The organism is Aeromonas sp. 82P, from assembly GCF_051919365.1.
Lineage (GTDB): Bacteria > Pseudomonadota > Gammaproteobacteria > Enterobacterales > Aeromonadaceae > Aeromonas > Aeromonas veronii.
The window spans coordinates 3,392,372-3,414,264 of the sequence record NZ_JBQBEV010000001.1 but is presented as its reverse complement, the minus strand read 5'-3'; the positions used below and the strand labels follow the sequence as shown (position 1 = coordinate 3,414,264).

The window sequence follows — 21,893 nt, the reverse complement described above, 5'->3', positions numbered from 1 at the left end:
GTCCCGGATGAGAGTGGCGGCCTGCAACGGCTTGGCCCGTGTGGCTTGCCTTATGCAAACGTTATGCATTTTTCCGATTTATTCATCTGAGCGGTATATTTAATCGAACACGAAAAACCCCTCGTTTTCACCTTACAAAAAGTAACCGGGCAGACTCTTTCCGAACCGTCACAATCCGGTTACTCTAGCGCCCCCTCACGGCTCTCGCTGCCGCTCATGGAATTCAGAGATATTCATCAAGGTTGGATGGTGCGCCACTGAACAGGTGGCCAGATAGTTCATGCCAGGAGGGCGTGAACCGGACGAGTGCTACGAATTTAACGACCACCAGGATATCCCATGAATACCAGTTCCATGACCATAGGCAAAAAACTCACCGCCGGCTTTGCCGTGCTCGGTTTGATGGTCGCCTTTATCGGCGGTTTTTCCCTTGTCCAGTTTGGCAACATGAATGATGTTGCCATCCGGTTTACCGACAGCATCTTGCCAGCGGTCAATCGCACCAGCGCGATCGGGGATTCTCTCGGTGAGTTGCGTCGTTATGAGCTGGGTTATTTCGTGGTGGCTGCCGAGCCGCTGAAAAGGGCTGAATATCGGAGTATTGCCAGTCAACAGCTTAACTCGATCGCGCAGCAGCTGATTGCCCATGACAAGACGATCTGGCCTGAGGATGTGGCGGAGCGCCGTACCTTCGATACGGTGAAATCTGACTGGGATCGTTACGTCGCCCTGCACCAGCGAGTCAAACAGCTGCAAGACAGCGATCAGCTTGCCGAAGCCCAACGCATCTTCCTTGAGGAGGGGGTTCCCCTTTACACCGCGCTGAGCAAGTCAGTGGCCTCCCTTATCCAGATTAACCATGGTTATGCGTCTGAATCCCGCAGCGACATTGTCGACTCTTATCAATCCGCCAACCTGAGCGTCACCATCGCACTGGTGCTCGGTCTGCTTCTTGTGGTGGTGCTCTCCGTGGTACTGACCCGCCAGATCCGCGACCCGCTGATCATGCTGGCCCGTCAGGCCCAGCGTATTGCCAATGGCGATCTGGGTCAGGGCGAACTGCAGCAGTGGATCCGTGACAGCCGCTTCAACCGTGATGAACTGGGTCAGCTGGGCTCCGCCATCAACCGGATGCAGGGCTCCCTCTCCGATCTGGTGAGCGAGATCGCCGGCTCCGTGAGCCAACTCAGCAGCGCAGTGGAGGAGGTGAGCGCCATCTCCAGCCAGTCTGCCAGCGGCATGGCCATCCAGCAGAACGAAGTCTCCCAGGTGGCGACAGCCATGAACGAGATGCAGTCCACCGTCAACGAAGTGGCCCGCAACACCACGGATGCCATGAGCGCCGCCAAGGATGCCTCCCGCACCTCTGCTGCCGGCAGCGAAGTGGTACGCAGCTCCATTGCCAGCATCGAAGAGGTGTCGGTCAAGATTGAACAGGCAGGCACAGTGGTGCAGCAGCTGGAGGCCGACAGCGCCAACATCAGCGTGGTGCTGGATGTGATCCGCGATATCGCCGGTCAGACCAACCTGCTGGCCCTTAACGCCGCCATCGAAGCGGCCCGTGCCGGTGAGCAGGGTCGTGGTTTTGCGGTCGTTGCGGATGAAGTGCGCTCCCTAGCCCAGCGTACCCAGGACTCCACCGCCGAGATCAGCAAGATGATCGAGCTCTTGCAGAGCCGCGCCGCCGAGGCGGGCAACGCCATGCAGCTGAGTCGTCACCAGATGCAGGAGAGTGTCGGTCTGGCGCGGGATGCCGGTACCAGTATCGAGACCATCAACGGAGCCGTGGTGCGCATCACCGACATGAACACTCTGATCGCCACCGCCACCGAAGAGCAGAATGCGGTGACCGAAGAGCTCAACCGCAGCATCGTCAACATTCACAATGCCGCTGACGAGAATGCCCAGGGCGCTCATCAGATCGCCCAGGCTTGCGTCGAGCTGAGCAAGCTGGCCAACACCCTGCACCATATGACCCAGCGCTTCACCCTCTAAGGGTTGATGCATGGATAACAGAAGGCCCCGCCAATTGGCGGGGCCTTGTTGTTTCTGGCGTTGTGGAAGGGCTCAGCTCAGGCCGACTATCTCGCCGTTCTCATCGATATCGATATGGCGATAGGCAGGCAGACTGCCCAGCCCCGGCATGGTCATGATGGGGCCCGCCAGCGCATAGACGAACCCGGCACCGGCGCAGAGCTTCACCTCGTCGATGGGCACCTCGAAATCGGTCGGCACTCCCTTGAGAGCGGGGTCATGGCTGATGGAGAGCGGCGTCTTGGCCACGCAGATGGGCAAGTGATCCCACCCTTCGGCAGAGAGCTGTGCCAGCTGCTGGCGGGCTTTGTCGGAGAGCTGCACTCCGCGGCCGCCATAGCCGCACTCCACCAGGGTCGCCAGCTTGGCGTCGAGGCTCGCCTCGTCGGGGTAGAGCAGTTTCACCTTACCGGGTTGCTCGCAGGCAGCGACCACGGCGCGGGCCAGCTCGCTGGCACCGGCACCACCCTGGGTGAAGGCGTTGGAGATGGCTGCGTCACAGGCACCGGCTTGCTGTGCTTCATGGGCCAGCAGCGCCAGTTCGGCCTCGCTGTCGGTGGGGAAGCGGTTGATGGCGACCACCACCGGCACCCCGTAGCGGCGGGCGTTCCGGATATGCCAGGCGAGGTTGGCGCAGCCCTGCTTGAGGGTCGGCAGATCTTCCCCTTGCAGGCTGGCTGGCAGCGGCTGGCCCGGGCGGATATCGAGCAGGCCGCTGTTGGCCTTGAGGCCGCGCACCGTGGCCACCAGCACCACGCAGGCGGGGGTAATACCGGATTGGCGGCTCTTGATGTTGAAGAATTTCTCCAGCCCCATGTCGGAGCCAAAACCTGCCTCGGTCACCACATAGTCGGTCAGACCAAGGGCGATACGATCGGCGATCACCGAAGAGTTGCCGTGGGCGATGTTGGCAAAGGGGCCGGCGTGCACCAGCACCGGCGTCTGCTCGGTGGTCTGCATCAGGGTTGGTTGCAGCGCATCTTTGAGCAGTACCGTCATAGCGCCCGCTACTTCCAACTGTTCGGCGGTGATGGGCTTGCCGTGGATATCGCGGGCCAGCTGGATGCGGCCGATACGAGCGCGCAGATCCTTGAGATCGCTTGCCAGCGCCAGAATGGCCATCAGCTCGGAGGCGGCGGTGATGACGAAGCGATCGCTGCGCTCTACACCATCGGCAGCGCCCCCCTGACCTATGGTGAGGTGGCGCAGGGCGCGGTCATTCATGTCGAGGGTGCGCGGCCAGAGGATGTTATCGGAATCGATATCGAGCCGCGGCAGGCCGGTTTTGGCGGTGAACTGGTCGCCGAGTTTGCGCTCATGGAACAGGCGGGCATCGAGGGCTGCCGCCGCCAGATTGTGGGCCGCCGTCAGGGCGTGAAAATCGCCGGTAAGGTGGAGGTTCATCTCCTCCATCGGCACAACCTGAGCGTGGCCGCCACCGGCAGCGCCCCCCTTGACCCCGAATACCGGGCCGAGGCTCGGTTGGCGGATGGTTGCGATGCTGGGCTGGCCGACATGGTTGAGCCCCATGGAGAGGCCAAGGGTGGTCACCGTCTTCCCTTCACCGAGCGGGGTCGGGGTGATGGCGCTCACCAGTACCAGCTTGCCGCTCTGCTTGGGTTGAGACGTGAGAAGATCGAGGCTGAGTTTGCCTTTGTAGTGGCCATGAGGGCTGAGCAGGTGCTGGGGGATGGCGAGGCGTTCGGCCAGCGCGTGAATGGAGAGACGGGGGGACTGGCGGGAGATCTCGATATCGCTTAGCATCAGCACCTCGTTGGCATATCGGGGTAAAATATGCGGCGCAGTCTAGTGGAATATAACGGGTAATCCAATGACGAAAACGATTTTATTTGGTGAGGGTGAGGTTCGTCAGAATCCTGTTCGGCTGGATCTCAACGCACTCTATCATCCCCCCAAGCAGCCGATGACGGCGCTGGGGATTGTCAGCGCGCTGGTGCCGTTATTCGGTTTCGGCTGGCAGGCGATGACCCAGGACCCCGAAACCCAGCTGCGCCACGAGATCCGCAAACGGGTCAACAAGCACAAGACCGACGAGGCAAACCTCATTCTGATCCTGCAGCTGGCCGCCATGTTTGACTGCCCCGAGATTGAAGTGGCGCTCCCCTATGCCCTCAGTGAGCAGCAGTTTTCGGTGATAGGCACCCGTTTGCCACGCTGGCAGTTAAGCCTCGAGCAGGCGCGTCTGCTGGCAACGCTCGCCCCCGCAGCGGCCCCCAGCCAACGTTAGGTTGTCTGCCGGGCCAGCAGGCCGGAAAGTCAGAGCAAACCGTCAGCGTTGACCATCAGGTCGTCGCATCCCACTGTTGCGGGGCGAGATAGCGCTCCTGCACGAACTCGATAAAGCAGCGCACCTTGGCCGAGACGAAGCGGCGGTGCGGATAGACCGCATAAAGTCCCACATCTCCCTTGTCCCACTCCGGCAGCAGGCTGATCAGCTGTCCTGACCGCAGGGCCTCCCCCACGATAAAGGTGGGCTGCAATATGATGCCCTGATCATCACAAGCGGCGCGGGTCAGCGCCACCCCGTTGTTGGCCCGCAGTGGCCCCTGTGGCCGGATGCTCTGCTGCTCGCTTCCCCGTTTGAAGTGCCACTCCGGCTGGGTCAGGGTGTAGATCAGACAGTCGTGCTGCTTGAGATCCTCGGGTTTTTCCGGTCTGCCCTTGCGCGCAAGATAGGTGGGGCTGGCGCAAAGCTCGACCCGAATGGTGGCAAGCTGGCGCGCCACCAGCGAGGAGTCGCCGAGGTGGCCGATCCGCAGCGCCAGATCGAACCCCTCTTCCACCAGCGCTACCCGCCGGTCGCTGTACTCGATATCGAGCTTGAGATCGGGAAAGCGCTGGCGAAACAGCGGCAGGGCGGGGGAGAGGTGCAGATAGCCAAAGTCCATCGGCACCGAGAGCTTGAGGGTGCCGTTGGGCTGCTGGTTGTGGTGGGTCAGCTGGCTGTGGGTCTCTTCCAGCTCCGCCAGCAGGGCGAGGGAGCGCTGGTAGTAGAACTGCCCCGCTTCGGTGGGATTGACCTGGCGTGTAGTGCGCGACAGCAGCCGGGTGGCGAGGGACTCCTCCAGCTGCTGCATCAGTTTGGAGGCCATGGCGACCGAGATGCCGAGCTGGTTGGCGGCCTTGGTAAAGCTCTGGCACTCCACCACCTTGATAAAGGTGCGCATGGCGGCGATCTGGTCCATTTTCCATCCTCAGTAAATAATGAATTTAATAAATCACTGATTATTCATCTTCAGAACGAGGTTAGCATTTTAACCACTGATGTGAACCCCAAGATGAAGGAACGAACGGATGAAAATGACCAAGGCTCTGCTGGCCTCCTGCCTGTTTATGGCTACCCCTCTGATGGCGGCGGATTACGATGTGGATGCGGCGCACCACAGTGCAGTTCAAGGTGGGTCACCTGGGCTTCTCCGAGCTGGTGGGTCGCTTCAACACCTTCAGCGGCACCTTCAGCATGGATGACGCCAACCCGGCGGCCGCCAAGGCGAGCTTTGAAGTGGATGCCGCCAGCGTCGACTCCAATCACGAGGCCCGCGACAAACACCTGCGCAGCCCTGACTTCCTCGACGTGAAACAATATCCCAAGATGACCTTCGTCAGCTCCGCTTACGAGGGCACCAAGGATAAAGGCGTGCTGAAAGGGACCCTGACTCTGCACGGCGCCTCCAAGGAAGTGGCCTTCGATCTGGTCAAAATTGGCGAAGGCAAGGATCCCTGGGGCGGCTACCGCAGCGGTTTCAACGCCTCCACCACCATCAAGCGCAGTGACTTTGGCGTGAGCTACATGCTGCCCGGCATTCCGGACGAGATGAACATCAACCTGTTTGTCGAAGGCGTGCGCAAGTAATGGGCGCGGAACTTCTGCTGCAAACCCTGGCGGCTCCTCTGGGAGCCGCTTTGCTATCGTGGCGCTGGCCGCGACTGGGGTATCTGTGGGGGGCGCTGGCGCTCTGGCTGGTGGGCTCATTGCTCGGCGGTCTCTATGGTATTCCGGCCAAGGCGTGGCAGTGGCTGCCGTTAACCCTGCTGGTCCCCGTCATCGCGGCTCAGGTGAACGATCTGCGCGGCTCGCTGCTGCTCTTTGCCGTGATCAGTGCGCTGGTGTGGTGGCAGGGATTGGCCTCGGTACTGGTGAGCGAACCCGGGGTCTGGCTGGCGCTGCTGCCCGCCATCCTCTGGTTTGGCTGGAGCACCTTGCGCGGTGACAGCCGCGAGGGGCTCGGGTTTGCTCTCGGCTTTATCTGGCTGGCGCTGGTGATCGGTATCGATGGCAGCCTGCTGATTGCCCAGCTGGCCGGTGCTCTGGCTGCTTTCGCCGGTTTTCGCGCCCTGCTCGCCACCTTTGTTGGCATCAGGATAGCGCCCGCCGGTCTGGCGCTGGCACTCGCCTTCGTCCAGATGCTGGCCTGGCAATATGTGGAGGTGCCGCTGGTGGTGTTGCTGCCGGTCTGGTTGCTGCCGCTGCTGGAGTGGGCGTTGCGTGACAAACCGTGGCCAGTGCGTTGGAGTGGGCTGATCTTGCTTGCTGCCGCGGGAACCGGGCTCAGCCTGTGGTGGGTGTGGCCTGCTGCTTCTTTGTACTGATTTTTGCATGAAAAACAGGCAATTACAGTCATTTTTGCATACCCGCTCATACTCTTGGCAGATAATGATTGAGCCACCTATGTGTTTCAGATAAAAAGGTTTTTCATTTTATTTGGACACACACAGAACCCGGCCGCGCCGGGTTCTGTTTGCCTGCTTTGCGGCACATAAGGAGGCCACAGTTGCGCAGTCAAGGATCTGAGCATCTGTTTTTTCGCCATTTCACCGGACAGGGACGCATCGACGGTCTCTGTATTCTGCTGGTCACTCACCTGCTTCCCGATCGCCCCCGTTTTATCGAAGCGCTTTCCCGGATTGGGCGGATTGGCGCCATTTTGCCCAAACCGAAATCGGTACACGGTCCGACCCTGGAGTGGGTATCCCAGCACTATCCGGTGCTGCCCCTCAACCGGCGCTGGACCAATGATCCCGACAGTATCATCCAGCAGATTGCACCGCTGGTGGCCCCCCACGAGCGGTTGCTGATCCTCGATATTGGCGGTTACTTTGCCAAAACTCAGGTGATCTTGAGTGAATACTTCGGCCCCCGTTTCCTCGGGGTGGTGGAGATGACCGAGAACGGCCATCAGCGCTATGAGCAGGAGGTGCTGGCGACCCCGGTGGTGTCGGTGGCACGCAGTCCCCTCAAGCAGGCCGAGGATATCCAGATTGGTTTGAGCGTGGTCTACTCCGCGGAGTCGCTGGCCCGCAACCTCAACCGTACCTTCAACGTCTGCGAAGCCGTGCTGTTTGGCTATGGCAAGGTGGGGCGCAGCATCGCCCGCGACCTGCGTTGTCGCAACCTCCATCTCGGGCTGGTGGAGACCGATGTGCTGCGACAGGTCGAAGCGCTCTCTCACGGTTTTCGCTTGATCACCAAGGCCGAGGCGTTGAGCCGCGCCGAGCTGGTGATCTGCTCTACCGGCAACGGCTCGCTGGACTTGGCGGATCTGCAGGCGCTGCGCCCCGGCACTATGGTGGCCTCGGTCACCTCGGCCGACGACGAGTTTGCCTTCTCGCTGGCCCAGTTGCCGTGGCCGAGCGAAGAGGTGTGCCCCCATGTGCTGGCCCTCAACCGGCCGGATGGTACCCAGATCTACCTGCTCAACCGGGGTGAGGCGGTCAACTTCGTCCATGGCGCCGTGATTGGCGAATATGTCTATCTGGTGCTGGCGGAGATCATGGAAGGGATCCGGATGCTGGCGGCAGGCCCTCTTGCTCCCGGCCTGTTCGAGCTGCCAGAATCGGCGATGCGTACCATTGCCCGCCATTGGCTGGCCGATTTTCATGGGGTTGATCAGCACTGATTTGACCAAACCGGGATCGGCCATTGGGCAGCGGTACGCCACTTCCCGCCATTGGCCGATTTTTTATGGAGTCACTCATGACCGAGTCTGAAACCCTTATAAGCAAACCCCGCATCGAAATCCGCTACTGTACCCTTTGTCGCTGGATGCTGCGCGCCGCCTGGCTGGCGCAGGAGCTGCTCTCCACCTTCGACAGCGATCTGGGGGAGGTGGCGCTGGTGCCAGCCAGCAAGGGGGAGTTCCGCATTCTGGTGAGCGGGGTGCAGGTGTGGGATCGGGTGGTCGATGACGGCTTCCCCGAGGCCAAGGAGATCAAGCAGCGGGTGCGTGACGTCATCGCCCCTGAGCGGGATCTCGGCCACTCGGATCGCAAGGCGGCCGAGTAACGCCAGATGGGCCGAGCGCCTCGAAAAGGTGCTGAGCATGAGAGCGAAAGGAGAGGGAGGCGATGGCCTCTCTCTCCTTTTTTGCATTTGGCTGTTCGCCTGGCTCCAGCAGGGTTATAAGTGCGACTCGGCCAGATGACTGCCGATATAGCGGGCCCGCTTGTGGGACTTGATGCGGCTCACATCGACCCACACCAGCCCGTCTATGCAGTGGTTGAAGTCGGGGTCGATGCCAAAATCCATAAACTGGACGCCGCCCGGCTCGCACAGCTCGGAGTACTGCTTGTAGAGGGTAGGGATGGCGCAGCCCAGATTGTCGAGGCGGGCCTTGAGTGCTTTGAGGTCGGCGCCGTAATCCACCCCCTCGAACAGAGGTTGCGTCTCGGGGTAGGGACGGCGGGAGGGGGCCAGCGCCAGCTCGGGGGCAAAGTGCTGGCGGTAGAAGCTCACCAGCAGATCCTTGGCCGCCGGCGGCAGGCTGCCGGAGAGCGACACCGGGCCAAACAGGTAGCGGTAGCGGGGATAGCGGGCCAGATAGGCACCGATGCCGAACCAGAGATAATCGAGCCCCCGCTTGCCCCAGTAGGCGGGCTGGATAAAGCTGCGGCCAAGCTCGATGGCCTGCTCCAGCCGGGGCAGCAGCTTATCCTCAAAGCCGAACAGGGTGTGGCTGTAGAGGCCATCCTTCCCCTTGCTGGCCAGCAGCTCGGCCACCGGGGCGAACCGGTAGGCACCGATAATATCGAGCCGGGCCGGATCCCAGAGGATCAGGTGGTGATAGTCGTTGTCAAAGCCATCGAGATCCCGCCGCTTGCCAGACCCTTCCCCCACAGCGCGAAAGGCGATCTCCCGCAGTCGCCCCAGCTCGCGCAGGATCACCGAGTGACTCAGTTCATGGCGGCGGTAGAGGTAGATCCCCTGACCATCCGGGGTGGTGCCGAGCTGTTCGCAGCTTTCGATGGCCTGTTTGAGCTGGCGGCGATCCTCCGGCAGGGCGATGGGGGCCTCGGTCTGCAGCCGTCCCGCCTTGCCACGGCCAATCCGGTAGAGGTGGTTACGCACCAGCCGCGCCGCCGTCTTGGCGGGTAGATCCTGAAAACTGCCGAGTGGAATGCGCGCCCCTATGGTCACCGGCAGGGTCTGCCCCTGCTGGCGAAACAGCTGACGCACCAGCAACAGGGCGGAGGCGGGCTTGTTGAGCCAGGAGGCGAGATAGAACCAGAGGCTGTTGCGCCCTCCCAGATGGATGGGCACCAGCGGGGTGCGGGTGCGCTGGGCCAGCTTGATAAAGCCTGCCTGCCAGGGGCCATCTTTCACCCCCTTGAGGCCAAGCCGGGATACTTCGCCTGCGGGGAAGATCACCAGCGCCCCTTCATGGGCGAGGTGTTCGTTCATGGCGAGGATGGCCTGTCGATCGGTCTTGCCCTCCATATTGTCCACCGGCAATAGCAAAGGGCGCAGCGGCGCGAGCTGGGCCAGCAGCTGGTTGGCGACGATCTTCACATCGGGGCGGATGCGACCGAGCAGTTGCAGCAGCGCCAGTCCATCCAGCGAGCCGATGGGGTGGTTGGCAACAAGAATGACCCGGCCGCTGGCGGGAATATGCTCCAGTTGCGCCTCGCTGACCCGATAGTCGAAATCGAGCTGGGTCAGCGCCTGCTCGACAAAGTCGAGGCCGCGCAGGTGCGGGTAGCGGGCGGCAAAGTCGGCAAAGGCACGTTCGTTGAGCAGCCAGCCCAGCAGCCGCTTGAACAACGGGGTAAGCAGGGGGTAGCCAAGCAGGCGGGGGAAGTGCTGGGTCAGCAGGGTATCGATAGTGAACATCTGGAGGGCTCCGGCGATCCGTTGCTCCCAGCATGATGTGGCACTGTTCCCGCGACATGTCAGCGGGATGACAGTTTGATGGCAGCGGCAGCCAGTAGCTCCTGAGCGACCCTCCCCGGTTTCCCTTTCTTGATGGGTGATGGCCAGATAGCAAGGGGGGCGCCGGTTAACCGGCTCCCCCCTTGGTTGTCATGGTAATCGATTAACCGCGCCAGGCTGCGGTGAGGCGTACCAGCTCCACCAGGGTGGCGACCGATTTCTCCATCGATTGCAGCGGGATGAACTCGTGCTTGCCGTGGAAGTTGTGGCCACCGGTGAAGAGGTTGGGGCAGGGCAGACCCATAAAGGAGAGGCGGGCGCCATCGGTACCGCCGCGAATGGGCTTGATCTTCGGCACCACGTCGGCGGCTTCCATGGCGGCCTTGGCCAGCTCGACGATATGCATGTGCGGCTCGATCTGGCTGCGCATGTTGCGATAGCTGTCGGTCAGGGTCAGCTCGATGCGGGCCTTGGGATACTCGGCCTGCAGGGCGGCCACCCGGTTCTGCATCTCGGCCTTGCGCGCGGCGAAGTGCTCGTCGTCAAAGTCACGGATGATGTAGTGCAGGGTGCTCTCCTCCACGGTGCCGCTCATCTGGGCCAGATGGAAGAAGCCCTCATACCCTTCGGTGCACTCCGGGGTCTGCTCGGCAGGCATGGCGGCATGGAAGCGGGCGGCCAGGGTCTGGCTGTTGATCATGCTCCCCTTGGCGGTGCCGGGGTGGACGTTATTGCCGATAAAACGCACCGTGGCGCTGGCGGCGTTGAAGTTTTCATACTCCAGCTCGCCCAGTTCGCCGCCATCCACGGTATAGGCCCACTTGGCCGGGAATCTCTCCAGCGGGAACAGGTTGGCGCCGCGGCCGATCTCCTCATCCGGAGTAAAGCCGACCCAGATATCGCCGCGGGGGATCTCGGGGTGGGCCTGCAGGTGGTCGATGGCAGTGAGGATCTCGGCGATACCCGCCTTGTCGTCGGCGCCAAGCAAGGTGGTGCCGTCGGTGGTGATGAGGTCCTGACCCAGGTAGTTTTTCAGGAAGCGGTAGTCACGGATGGCGAGCACCTCGTCACCCTTGCCAAGGCAGATGTCGCCGCCCTGATAGTTTTCGATGATTTGCGGAACTACGTGCTCCGCCTCGTAGTCGGCGGTGTCCATGTGGGCAATCAGGCCGATGGCGGGGGCGTCCGGCTGGTTGCCCGGCAGGCAGCCGGTGAGGTAGCCGTGCTCATCCAGGGTGACCTGGCTCAGCCCCAGCGCCTTCATCTCTTCTTGCAGGGCACGGGCAAAGGTCAGCTGGCCTTCGCTGCTGGGGCAGGCTGGATTGGTCTCATCGGAGCGGGTATGAAAAGTTACGTAACGCAGAAAACGCTCAAGCAGGGTATCCATTAGTCAGCCTCTAACCGATTGTGAGCGGTCATTGTGGCCAATCTGTGTAGTGCACTCATTGCGTCAGCGCAGGTTTTTCCCATTTTTTGACGCAAGGGGAGAGCGGCGAATGTGCGGCGCGCGGGGCAACGTCCGGGAGGGAGATCGCATAAATGTGGCATTTATTGCGATATTTAGGCGCTGGCGGTGGTGGCCAAATTTCCTTCAGCCACCGCACAGCAAGGCGTCAGCCCAATCATGGCGTTTTCACACACTTTTCAAGGGGAAACCGGGTTGTCGCATAACCTGCGCCATCCCAGAGCCCGCCTGCCCGCCAGCAAGATTTGATCGACTTATTAAAAGGGGATTTTGAACACTATTTTTTATTGTCACTGCCCGCGGTAAGTGTGTACACTCCGCGCCGATCCAAGGGCAACCCTGAAGCAGGCAGAGCCGCCAGAAACCCGACCGATCATACGCCTATAGGGCGAGGCACGCAGAAACGACAGACACTGCTGGGGAATGGTTTCTTTAATACCGGTTAGGCTCCGGTATCAGGGAGAACAACAGACTCTCATCTTTCATTTGACCGAGTGGGCCACCGGCTCATCATCTTCCCTTGTCATGGGCGGTCACTGACGGTGAGGTGGGCTGTGGTTGTTGTCGTCTATCAACACGCATGCGTGCTGGCGCCTTCGCTTCTCTTCCTTGGAACCCTCTCCTTCTGTCGGGATCGCTGCCGAATGATGAACTGACGGCGTGGCTGATGTCGTCTGTCATCAAAGTACCGCGGCGCCACGGCATAGTGGCACCGCATACCGTTGAGCTTGATGTAAAGCCACCAGCCCCACATCAAGACTCGTTACTTCCCCAAGATCCACCAGGCAGCCTCTGGCTTGCCGCGATGTGCAAAGCGCTGGTTTGGGTGGCTGCGTCTCGTGATGGCAGCGCTCGCCGTACTCTGCACTAGATGGTCTGGATGTGATTGAGGGTAACGAAGGCGACTTTGGGTCGCTCATTTGCGAGGCATAGCCCATGACTAACTGGTCCAGCAAGGACTCCTTGAAGGTCTACAACGTTCCCTACTGGGGTGCGGGTTTTTTCAATATCAATGACGCCGGTCATGTGACCGTCGCCCCCGACAAATCACGCCCTGACGCGCATATCGTGCTCTCTGACGCCATCGAACAGTTGCGTCAGTCCGGGCTGACCACCCCCGTGTTGCTGCGCTTCCCCGACATTCTCAAGAGTCGGGTCGATGCGCTGTTCAACGCCTTTGGTCAGGCCATCGAGAAGTCAGGCTATGAAGGGGACTACCTCTGCGTTTATCCAATCAAGGTAAACCAGCAGCGTCGTGTCATCGAGACCATCAGCCAGTCCTACAGCGACAAGCCCCGGCTTGGCCTGGAAGCTGGTTCCAAACCGGAACTGCTGGCCGTGCTGTCCCATCACCATGAGCAAGGCTCGGTGATCGTCTGCAACGGTTACAAAGACCGCGAATATATCCGCCACGCCCTCCTGGGCAACCTGATGGGCCACAAGGTCTACATCGTGGTGGAGAAGCCCTCCGAGCTGGAAATGGTGCTGGACGAGTCAGCTCGTCTCAACATCAAGCCCAACATCGGGGTGCGTGCCAAGCTCGCTTCCACCGGCTCCGGCATGTGGGAATCGAGCGGTGGCTCCATGTCCAAATTTGGTCTCTCCGCCTCTCAGATCCTGGCGCTGATCGAGCGTCTGCGCGGGCTGGGCAAGCTGGATTGTCTGCAACTGCTGCACTTCCATCTGGGCTCCCAGATCGCCAATATCCGCGACATTCAGGGCGGCATCCGCGAGTGCGGCCGTTTCTACGCCGAACTGCGTCGCCTCGGTGCCAACATCGAAGTCGTGGACGTCGGTGGCGGCCTGGGTGTGGACTACGAGGGAACCCGTTCCCAGAGCCACTGCTCCGCCAACTACAGCCTCTCCGAGTACGCCAACAACGTGGTATGGGGCATCGGCGATGTCTGCCGCGAGTTCGACCTGCCGCACCCGACCATCATCAGCGAGTCCGGCCGTGCCCTGACTGCCCACCACGCCGTGCTGGTCACCAATATCATTGGTGCCGAAGGTGTGGAGATGAACGACATCAGCGCGCCGGACGAAGATGCGCCGACCATTCTGCAGAACATGTGGAAAGGCTGGCTGGATCTGCGCAGCGAAGATCCCTCCCTGCTGGAGATCTTCCATGACTCGGTGGCAGATCTGGGTGACGTGAATACCCAGTACACCATGGGCCTCTTGAACCTTGAACAGCGTGCCTGGGCCGAGATGCTGCACCAGAACACCTGTCTGGCGCTCAAAGAGATGCTCAACCCGGTCAACCGCAACCACCGTGCGCTGGCTGACGAACTGAGTGAAAAGCTTGCGGACAAGTGCTTTGCCAACTTCTCTCTGTTCCAGTCCCTGCCGGATGCCTGGGGTATCGGTCAGGTATTCCCGGTGATGCCGCTGGCCGGCCTCGATCGTCCGCTTAGCCGTCGCGGTATCCTGATGGATATTACCTGTGACTCCGACGGTCAGGTCGAGCACTATGTTGACGGTCTGGGGGTCGAGAGCACCCTGCCGATGCCGGTTTATGGCGAAAACGAAGAGTGCCACGTCGGCTTCTTCCTGGTCGGTGCCTATCAGGAGATCCTCGGCGATCTGCACAACCTGTTCGGTGACACCCACTGCGCGGAAGTGTGGCTGGACGAAGAGGGCAAGATGGACATTCGCAACGTGGTGCGTGGCGACACCGTCGACCAGCTGCTGCGTTACGTCAACATCGACCCGTCCGTGATCCGCGAAAACTACCAGCGGATCGCCGCTCACCCGGCGCTGGACGATGCCACTCGCAAAGCCCTGCTCGACGAGCTGGAGCTGGGCCTGCAAGGCTACGCCTATCTGGAAGACGAATAAGCCTTATGTTTGCCCCTCGCTTTTGAGGGAAAATGAAAAACGGCGCCTGCGGGCGCCGTTTTTGTTACCGGGGATCATCCGGCGATATGACGGGGCACTCGGCCTGTCTTCATTCGGATAACTATGGTGGCTCGGGGCATCCGCAGGCCACAGATCTGGCTGATATCTGTCCCTTTCAGTCGCTTCCCTTGATCTGCATCAAGCGTGAACCTCGGTGGTTATTTTACGGTCAGAAGTGATGTTGATGGGATGTAACAAAAGGATGTGTATATGGAACTGAAAAGGGACCCGAGATGCTATACCGACGTCTGTATCGACGGTAAGTGGTATCACTACGACCACTGCAGCACCAACGTCTACATGCTGATGGGAGGCGCCGCGCCGAGCCTTCAGCTGGCCTATGAGCCGAGCAGCGAAGAGGAGCTGATCGAGATGCTCCAGCAGCTGGGGCGCTTCTGACTTACCGAATTGATATCTTGCCATATGGCCATCGGGCGCGTTGCCACGATGGCCACCACTCTTCACCGCTATACCTTATCTCAGCGGTTTTTATTGCCCAATAACCCCTTGCCAATCTCCAGCATGGCGACGGCCGCGGCGTAGCTGCTATCGGACTTGCCTATCTCATCCGCCACATAGAGAAAATTGGATTGGTACTTCTCGACGGCCTCCCGTGGAGTGGTCGCGTCAATAAAGTCCTCCTCCACCTCGAATCCTTGGGTCAGCAGTGCCGCCTTTTCACTCAGAAAAGTCGGAGATGCCATGTCGATAAAGGTGTATTGCTGCCGATTGGATGCCGGAATGGTAAAAAACTGGTATCTGGCCATGGGTAAATCCTCGCTTGAAGCGGGTGATAGATGATGTGACGCTGGTTTTACCTAGATTCTACGTCAGTACTTCAAAAAGCATAATCAAAGCCTTGATAAATATGCATTCCTTCGAAATTCAGCTTTCACCCATTGGGTGAAAGAAAAGTGCTCAAAAATATGTTAAATTATCAGCTTTTATGACTCGATATATGGTAAAATAATAGTAAGAAAAGTAGTAAAAAGGGGTTCTAATTATGATTAATAAAATTGATTTCAAAGCTAAGAATCTAACATCAAATGCAGGTCTTTTTCTGCTCCTTGAGAATGCAAAAAGCAATGGGATTTTTGATTTTATTGAAAATGACCTCGTATTTGATAATGACTCAACAAATAAAATCAAGATGAATCATATAAAGACCATGCTCTGCGGTCACTTCATTGGCATTGATAAGTTAGAACGTCTAAAGCTACTTCAAAATGATCCCCTCGTCAACGAGTTTGATATTTCCGTAAAAGAACCTGAAACAGTGTCACGGTTTCTAGGAAACTTCAACTTCAACTTCAAGACAACCCAAATGTTTAGAGACATTAATTTTAAAGTCTTTAAAAAACTGCTCACTAAAAGTAAATTGACATCCATTACGATTGATATTGATAGTAGTGTAATTAACGTAGAAGGTCATCAAGAAGGTGCGTCAAAAGGATATAATCCTAAGAAACTGGGAAACCGATGCTACAATATCCAATTTGCATTTTGCGACGAATTAAAAGCATATGTTACCGGATTTGTAAGAAGTGGCAATACTTACACTGCAAACGGTGCTGCGGAAATGATCAAAGAAATTGTTGCTAACATCAAATCAGACGATTTAGAAATTTTATTTCGAATGGATAGTGGCTACTTTGATGAAAAAATTATCGAAACGATAGAATCTCTTGGATGCAAATATTTAATTAAAGCCAAAAGTTATTCTACACTCACCTCACAAGCAACGAATTCATCAATTGTATTCGTTAAAGGAGAAGAAGGTAGAGAAACTACAGAACTGTATACAAAATTAGTTAAATGGGAAAAAGACAGAAGATTTGTCGTATCTCGCGTACTGAAACCAGAAAAAGAAAGAGCACAATTATCACTTTTAGAAGGTTCCGAATACGACTACTTTTTCTTTGTAACAAATACTACCTTGCTTTCTGAAAAAGTAGTTATATACTATGAAAAGCGTGGTAATGCTGAAAACTATATCAAAGAAGCCAAATACGACATGGCGGTGGGTCATCTCTTGCTAAAGTCATTTTGGGCGAATGAAGCCGTGTTTCAAATGATGATGCTTTCATATAACCTATTTTTGTTGTTCAAGTTTGATTCCTTGGACTCTTCAGAATACAGACAGCAAATAAAGACCTTTCGTTTGAAGTATGTATTTCTTGCAGCAAAAATAATCAAAACCGCAAGATATGTAATCATGAAGTTGTCGGAAAACTATCCGTACAAGGGAGTGTATGAAAAATGTCTGGTATAATAAGAATATCATCAATAAAATTGAGTGTTGCTCTGTGGATAACTTGCAGAGTTTATTAAGTATCATTGCAGCAAAGATGAAATCAATGATTTATCAAAAATGATTGAAAGGTGGTTGTAAATAATGTTACAATGTGTGAGAAGCAGTCTAAATTCTTCGTGAAATAGTGATTTTTGAAGCTAATAAAAAACACACGTGGAATTTAGGTTAGACTATAAATAGAAAAAGGAGTTTTGACAATGACAGAGATTATCAAAGATTTATACCAATTTACAGAGGTAATGGAGCCGATTAAGCTTTCAATGCACCAATACTTATTGATGACAAATGAGCCTGTTCTCATTCAGACCGGAGCCGTATCACAAGCGCAAACTACCATTCCTAAGTTGCAAGAGTTGCTCGGTGAACGCAAAATAAAATACATTCTAATTTCTCATTTTGAATCAGACGAATGTGGCGGACTTGCTTTGGTTCTCAAAGAACATCCCGAAGCTGTCGCGGTTTGTTCCGAAACCACAGCAAGACAACTGATGGGGTTTGGTATTACTAACAATGTGCTTATTAAAAAGCCGAATGAAATATTTGCCGGAGATGATTTTGAATTTCAAGCTATCAGTTACCCATCTGAAATGCATATGTGGGAAGGACTTTTATTTTTTGAAAAGAAACGTGGTATTTTCTTTAGCAGCGACCTCATGTTCGGCATGGGTGAGAATCACGGACAAGTTATCGAAAGCAGTTGGGACGCAGCGGTAAAATCAAGCGGCGCAGATACATTGCCCAATCAAGAATCCGGACAAAAGCTATCCTCGGATTTGAGTGAGATTGAACCTAAGTTCGTTGCTTCCGGTCATGGGTTTTGCATTACGATTGTAGGATAAATCAAGCAAATAGACCTTGCAAAATAAGCATTTGCAAATATACCACTTCATAAAACCGTATACTGTAATTATCAAGATTTTGAACGATATTGAAAAACAGTAACTTAAAGGCTCGATATATTTATAATATATCGAGCTTTTTTCATGTCTAAAAACTTGGGGGTATATAGTGAAAAATACCGTCCCAACGTCCCAAAGGCTGATAAGTAGGCGCATTATATGGGTTTTAATCTGTGGTTCGCAGACGGCTTGGTTTCCCTCGACATCATCGAGAGTGCGTGTCGGGAATGCCGCATTTTGTTTTCGTTCGAGACTACTTTGTTGGCGTTTGCCCGGCAAGTGGGAGCTGCGATTTTCTGAATGATCCGCTCAACCTAGATGTTGTCGGGAGATGCGAGACCGGGATAATGCCGGGCTCACGTTGAGCCCGGCTTGTCAGCGCTCTGTTACAGCACGAAGCTCTGTACCATGGCGCGCAGCTGTTCGGTGAGCTGGTGGATCTGGCGGGCGGCATCGCGGGCGGCGTTGGCCACTTGCAACGCCTCGTCGCTGCCATCGGAGATGCGCACCACGTTGCGTTCGATCTCGTTGACCACTGCGCCCTGCTGCTCGATGGCGCTGGCGATGATGGCGTTGGTATCGACCATTCGATCCACCTTCTCGGTGATGGCGCCAAAAGCCTGCTTTGCCTCCTGCGCCAGCCCGACCCCCTCCTGCGCTTCATGGCTGGCCGCCGACATGGCGGTGACCGAGGCGCGGGCACCGGATTGCAGCTGTTCAATCATCTGCTGGATCTCGACGGTAGCCCCCTGGGTGCGGTTGGCAAGAGACCGCACCTCGTCGGCCACCACTGCAAAGCCGCGACCCTGCTCACCGGCCCGGGCCGCTTCGATGGCGGCGTTGAGGGCCAGCAGGTTGGTCTGTTCGGCGATGCCGCGGATCACGCTGATGACGCCACCAATCTGGCTGCACTGCTGCTCCAGCTGGCCTATGGTGTCGGCGGTGCGCAGCACTTCGCGGTTGATATGGTCGATGGCCTTGATGGTGCGCTCCACCACATCCTCGCCCTGACCGACCACGTTCTGCGCCTCCTGGGTCATGCGGGCCGCTTGCAGGGCGTTGCCCGCCATGTCCTGTGAGGTGGCGGCCAGCTCCTTGATGGCGGTAGCGACCTGATGGGTCTCCCCTTGCTGATCGGCAATGACCTCCTGCGAGCGGCAGGTGCGCGCTTCGATCTCGGTAGCGCTCTCCACCACGGTGACGCCATTTTCACGCACCCGCAGCATCAGGGTGCGCAGGGTCTCCAGCGTCACGTTGTAATCCCGGCTGATGGCGGCCAGCTCGTCCTGACCGACGATCTCGATATGCTGGCTGAGATCCTGGGCGTTGACCCGAGCAGCGATATCACGCACCCGCCCTACGGTGTCGCGCAGGGAGAGATAGGCACCGATCATCAGGTAGAGGTAGAGCAGCAAGCTGGCGGTCAGCGGCGCGGTGACCCACCAGAAGTGGCGCTGGTTGGCGGCCAGCCGCTGATGCAGGTCGGCCTCCAGCCGCTGGCGTACCTGGCCTGCCAGCGCGGTGATAGCCTCGTCCATCTTATCCCCCAGTGCCTGCACCTCCTTGGTGGAGAGCTGCACCAGCTGATCCTTCATCATCTTGTTTTCCATGGTCTCGACCCCCTGACGCACCAGCTGTATCAGAGCATCGGTCTGCTGACCCAGCTCGGCGCGGTAGGCGGGTTCAATCTGGTAGAGCAGGGTCAGATCGGCCTCCAGCTCTTGCAGAGTGGCGCTGATAAGGTCGAGACGAAAACGCAGGCCGCTGTAGCCCTCTGCCTGAAACAGGCCGAAATCGGCGATGGTGGCGGCGCGATCCCGCACCTGAGCCAGCAGGTCGCGCAGCTGCGGCAACCGCTCGCTGGCGAGGATCACCATGTAGTAGGTACCGAGCGCCGGATCCTGGATCAGGCTGCTACTGGCGGTAATGTGCTTGTAGAGGTGGCGCACCTCGGTCAGCAGCTTGTCGTGACGCAGGTTGCTCTGCTCCACTTCCAGCTTGCCCGCTTCACTCTGCAGGGCGGCCCAGCCCAGCTGGATCACCTCAAAGGAGGGGGTGTTCTGGCGGGTGTCGGCAAAGGCTTGCAGGCTCTGATCAACGGCTTGTGCGGCTGCCTTGAGCTGATCATCACCGACCGGATCCACCTCATGGGCGTGACGGGTCACCAGATTGCGATGGGTGAGCAGGGCTTGCTCGATAGCGGGCACGGGGGCGAGATTGACCACTCCCGCCAGCTCGCGGTTGGCCTGGACGTTGTCATCCTGCAGCCGCCCCAGCAGATTGGTCATGCTGTACGCCAGTGGCAGCAGCATCAGGCAGGACCAGAGCAGAAATTTGTATTTGAAAGAGAGCTGGTTGCCCAGCCGGATGGCGGGGTTGAAAATCCATTTCATATTAGGCCTCGATACCTGAGTGCGGGCGTGAGTCGTGTTGCCTGAATAGTACTCCGAGCGGCCTCCCTTGGGTGATGGCCGGTTGCAAGTTGTGATCCCCTTGGCTTTTTACTTCCGGGCGGAGGCGCGGTCAGCCGCACCAATAGAAAACGGGCCACCCGAAGGTGACCCGCGGTCGATAAGGGGAAACCGATCAGTTGAACGCCAGGAAGGGCGAGACGCAGAGCAGCAGGCCGGTGACGATGATGATGTAGAGGGAGGTGCCCTTGTACTTGTGCAGCGCCGGTACCTGATAGACCAGATAGGCCGGGATGAGGCAACCCACCATGCCGAAGATGGGGCTGCAGATGGAGGTGAAGCTCAGTACCGGGGCGTTGAGCACAATGGCGCCCCAGGAGAGCATGACGGTAAACACCATGATCCCTTTGCCTACCAATCCTTTGTTGATGCGGTTTTCCGGCATGACGCGGCGCAGCAGGTTCATCGCCAGACCCTGACAGGCTTCACGGAAACCGAGGTAAACGCCGAAGTAGGCGGTCATCACCGCGAAGATGTTGAGGGTGAGGCTCAGGAGCTTGAGGGTCTGGCCGGGCATCCCCTGCGCCACCATGGCCAGTGCGGAGATGTTCTCCTCGGAGGCTTTGACCGCCTGATCGTGACCCATGGCCAGGGTGAAGGAGACCGCGTAGAAGAACACCACCACGAACAGGATGCCGAAGGCGATATTCATGGCGCGCATCGCCTTGAAGCGGGCCACTTCCAGCGACTTTTCCCGCGAGCGGTAGGAGATCACCATGGGGCTCAGGCTCTGGATAAAGAGGATGGAGGTGAGGGTGAAGGGGAGCATGATGATGGCATCCTTCATCCAGTCACCGGCAGCGGGCATGGCGGTGATGTTGGCCGCATCCCACTTGTCCACCATCATCAGGCCGAGCACTGCCACCACGCTGATCTTGGTCAGCACCATAAAGGTGGAGATCTTGAACAGCAGGTTCTCGCCGCGCGAGGCCAGAGCCACCAGACCGCATATCAGCACCAGACCGTAGAGCGGGTTTTCGGAGAGCAGGCCGTCGGTGACGCCGAAGCTCTGCAGGAAGGAGGCGCTGTCATTGGTGATGGCGGTGGAGTAGACGAAGACCCAGATCACCAGCATCACGAAGTAGAGCGCGCCGAGCAGCACACCCCAGTTCTTGCCAAGGTAGCCGGTGATGACGCTGGGGTAATCCTTGCACTCCGGCGAAGTGGCCAGGGTGTTGATAAAGAGGCGCTGGAACATGTACATGGCGGGGTAGCCGATCACCGCCGAGAGCAGAAAGACCCACAAGCCCATCAGACCCACCTGTACCGGCAGGAAGACGATCCCTGCGCCGATGGCCATGCCGATGCTCATGATGATCCAGCCCCAGTCGGTGCTGTCGAAGCGAACCGCTTCTTTCCATTCCAGCGTGCCTATCACGGGGCTGGCGAGTGTAGTGCTATGCGCGTCCATTAAAACCTTCTTTTTTGTAGGGATGTGGTAAAGCGGCGCAAATATAGTTGAATAAAACCGTCATAAACAATGCCCATAAGAGTACTTTTGTTCAAATCAGGATGGTGATCACGGTTTATATTGAGGCCGAAAGGTGCCTTTAAACGCCATTTTTGTATCTTTTTGTTGAATGGATAAAATAAAAAGCAAATAATGTTGAACGGAATGAGATTCATGATTGCAAAAAAAATTGCA

16 protein-coding genes and 1 pseudogene are annotated in these 21,893 nt (G+C 57.5%); 10 read left to right on the top strand and 7 right to left on the bottom strand.

Annotation, left to right across the window (positions count from 1 at the left end; all coding sequences use genetic code 11):
• Positions 1-339: 339 nt before the first annotated feature.
• Entirely contained in the window at positions 340-1,995 is a 1,656-nt protein-coding gene (locus tag ACTG2S_RS15500; protein ID WP_113739141.1) for a methyl-accepting chemotaxis protein, read from the top strand.
• A gap of 72 nt (positions 1,996-2,067) precedes the next feature.
• On the opposite strand, the gene ACTG2S_RS15495 is transcribed toward ACTG2S_RS15500, so the two are convergent.
• Positions 2,068-3,798, bottom strand: a complete 1,731-nt coding sequence (locus ACTG2S_RS15495; protein WP_274160336.1) for a formate--tetrahydrofolate ligase — start codon at positions 3,796-3,798, stop codon at positions 2,068-2,070.
• A gap of 67 nt (positions 3,799-3,865) precedes the next feature.
• Here ACTG2S_RS15495 and ACTG2S_RS15490 point away from each other — a divergent pair, with 67 nt between their 5' ends.
• A complete protein-coding gene (locus ACTG2S_RS15490) occupies positions 3,866-4,282 on the top strand; it encodes a hypothetical protein (RefSeq protein WP_247823129.1) in 417 nt (138 codons plus the stop codon).
• Positions 4,283-4,337: 55 nt separating this feature from the next.
• On the opposite strand, the gene ACTG2S_RS15485 is transcribed toward ACTG2S_RS15490, so the two are convergent.
• Positions 4,338-5,240 carry a LysR family transcriptional regulator gene (locus ACTG2S_RS15485; protein WP_274160335.1) on the bottom strand — a complete coding sequence of 301 codons (903 nt, stop codon included), beginning with the start codon at positions 5,238-5,240 and terminating at the stop codon, positions 4,338-4,340.
• A gap of 109 nt (positions 5,241-5,349) precedes the next feature.
• Between ACTG2S_RS15485 and ACTG2S_RS15480 the strand changes: the two are divergent.
• The 4 genes and pseudogenes from ACTG2S_RS15480 (at position 5,350) to ACTG2S_RS15465 (ending at position 8,338) form a co-directional block, all read left to right on the top strand.
• A pseudogene (locus tag ACTG2S_RS15480) lies at positions 5,350-5,908 on the top strand (YceI family protein).
• A complete protein-coding gene (locus ACTG2S_RS15475; protein WP_274160334.1) occupies positions 5,908-6,645 on the top strand; it encodes a hypothetical protein in 738 nt (245 codons plus the stop codon). The pseudogene ACTG2S_RS15480 and the gene ACTG2S_RS15475 overlap by 1 nt, the downstream one beginning before the upstream one ends.
• A 182-nt stretch (positions 6,646-6,827) precedes the next feature.
• Entirely contained in the window at positions 6,828-7,952 is a 1,125-nt protein-coding gene (locus ACTG2S_RS15470; protein WP_107685101.1) for an adenosylhomocysteinase, read from the top strand.
• A gap of 77 nt (positions 7,953-8,029) precedes the next feature.
• The gene (locus ACTG2S_RS15465; RefSeq protein WP_043821170.1) at positions 8,030-8,338 is read left to right on the top strand and encodes a SelT/SelW/SelH family protein; all 309 of its coding nucleotides are present in this window, start codon (positions 8,030-8,032) and stop codon (positions 8,336-8,338) included.
• Between the two features lie 114 nt (positions 8,339-8,452).
• On the opposite strand, the gene ACTG2S_RS15460 is transcribed toward ACTG2S_RS15465, so the two are convergent.
• Complete coding sequence (locus ACTG2S_RS15460) at positions 8,453-10,162, bottom strand: lysophospholipid acyltransferase family protein (protein WP_274160333.1); 1,710 nt, start codon at positions 10,160-10,162, stop codon at positions 8,453-8,455.
• Positions 10,163-10,364: 202 nt separating this feature from the next.
• Entirely contained in the window at positions 10,365-11,588 is a 1,224-nt protein-coding gene (gene pepT, locus ACTG2S_RS15455) for a peptidase T (protein WP_216948937.1), read from the bottom strand.
• Between the two features lie 1,014 nt (positions 11,589-12,602).
• Here pepT and speA point away from each other — a divergent pair.
• A complete protein-coding gene (gene speA / locus ACTG2S_RS15450) occupies positions 12,603-14,504 on the top strand; it encodes a biosynthetic arginine decarboxylase (protein WP_005344160.1) in 1,902 nt (633 codons plus the stop codon).
• A gap of 270 nt (positions 14,505-14,774) precedes the next feature.
• Positions 14,775-14,963 carry a hypothetical protein gene (locus ACTG2S_RS15445; RefSeq protein WP_005334402.1) on the top strand — a complete coding sequence of 63 codons (189 nt, stop codon included), beginning with the start codon at positions 14,775-14,777 and terminating at the stop codon, positions 14,961-14,963.
• A gap of 80 nt (positions 14,964-15,043) precedes the next feature.
• On the opposite strand, the gene ACTG2S_RS15440 is transcribed toward ACTG2S_RS15445, so the two are convergent.
• The gene (locus ACTG2S_RS15440) at positions 15,044-15,331 is read right to left on the bottom strand and encodes a hypothetical protein (RefSeq protein WP_005334401.1); all 288 of its coding nucleotides are present in this window, start codon (positions 15,329-15,331) and stop codon (positions 15,044-15,046) included.
• 236 nt (positions 15,332-15,567) lie between these two features.
• Between ACTG2S_RS15440 and ACTG2S_RS15435 the strand changes: the two genes are divergently transcribed.
• Positions 15,568-16,836 carry an IS1380-like element ISEcp1 family transposase gene (locus tag ACTG2S_RS15435; RefSeq protein WP_439982813.1) on the top strand — a complete coding sequence of 423 codons (1,269 nt, stop codon included), beginning with the start codon at positions 15,568-15,570 and terminating at the stop codon, positions 16,834-16,836.
• 239 nt (positions 16,837-17,075) lie between these two features.
• A complete protein-coding gene (locus ACTG2S_RS15430; protein WP_012766294.1) occupies positions 17,076-17,717 on the top strand; it encodes an MBL fold metallo-hydrolase in 642 nt (213 codons plus the stop codon).
• A gap of 446 nt (positions 17,718-18,163) precedes the next feature.
• Here ACTG2S_RS15430 and ACTG2S_RS15425 read toward each other — a convergent pair whose 3' ends face one another.
• A complete protein-coding gene (locus ACTG2S_RS15425) occupies positions 18,164-20,170 on the bottom strand; it encodes a methyl-accepting chemotaxis protein (protein WP_439982810.1) in 2,007 nt (668 codons plus the stop codon).
• Positions 20,171-20,363: 193 nt separating this feature from the next.
• Positions 20,364-21,659, bottom strand: coding sequence for an amino acid permease (locus ACTG2S_RS15420; RefSeq protein WP_167569613.1), 1,296 nt, complete (start codon positions 21,657-21,659; stop codon positions 20,364-20,366).
• Positions 21,660-21,893 lie beyond the last annotated feature (234 nt).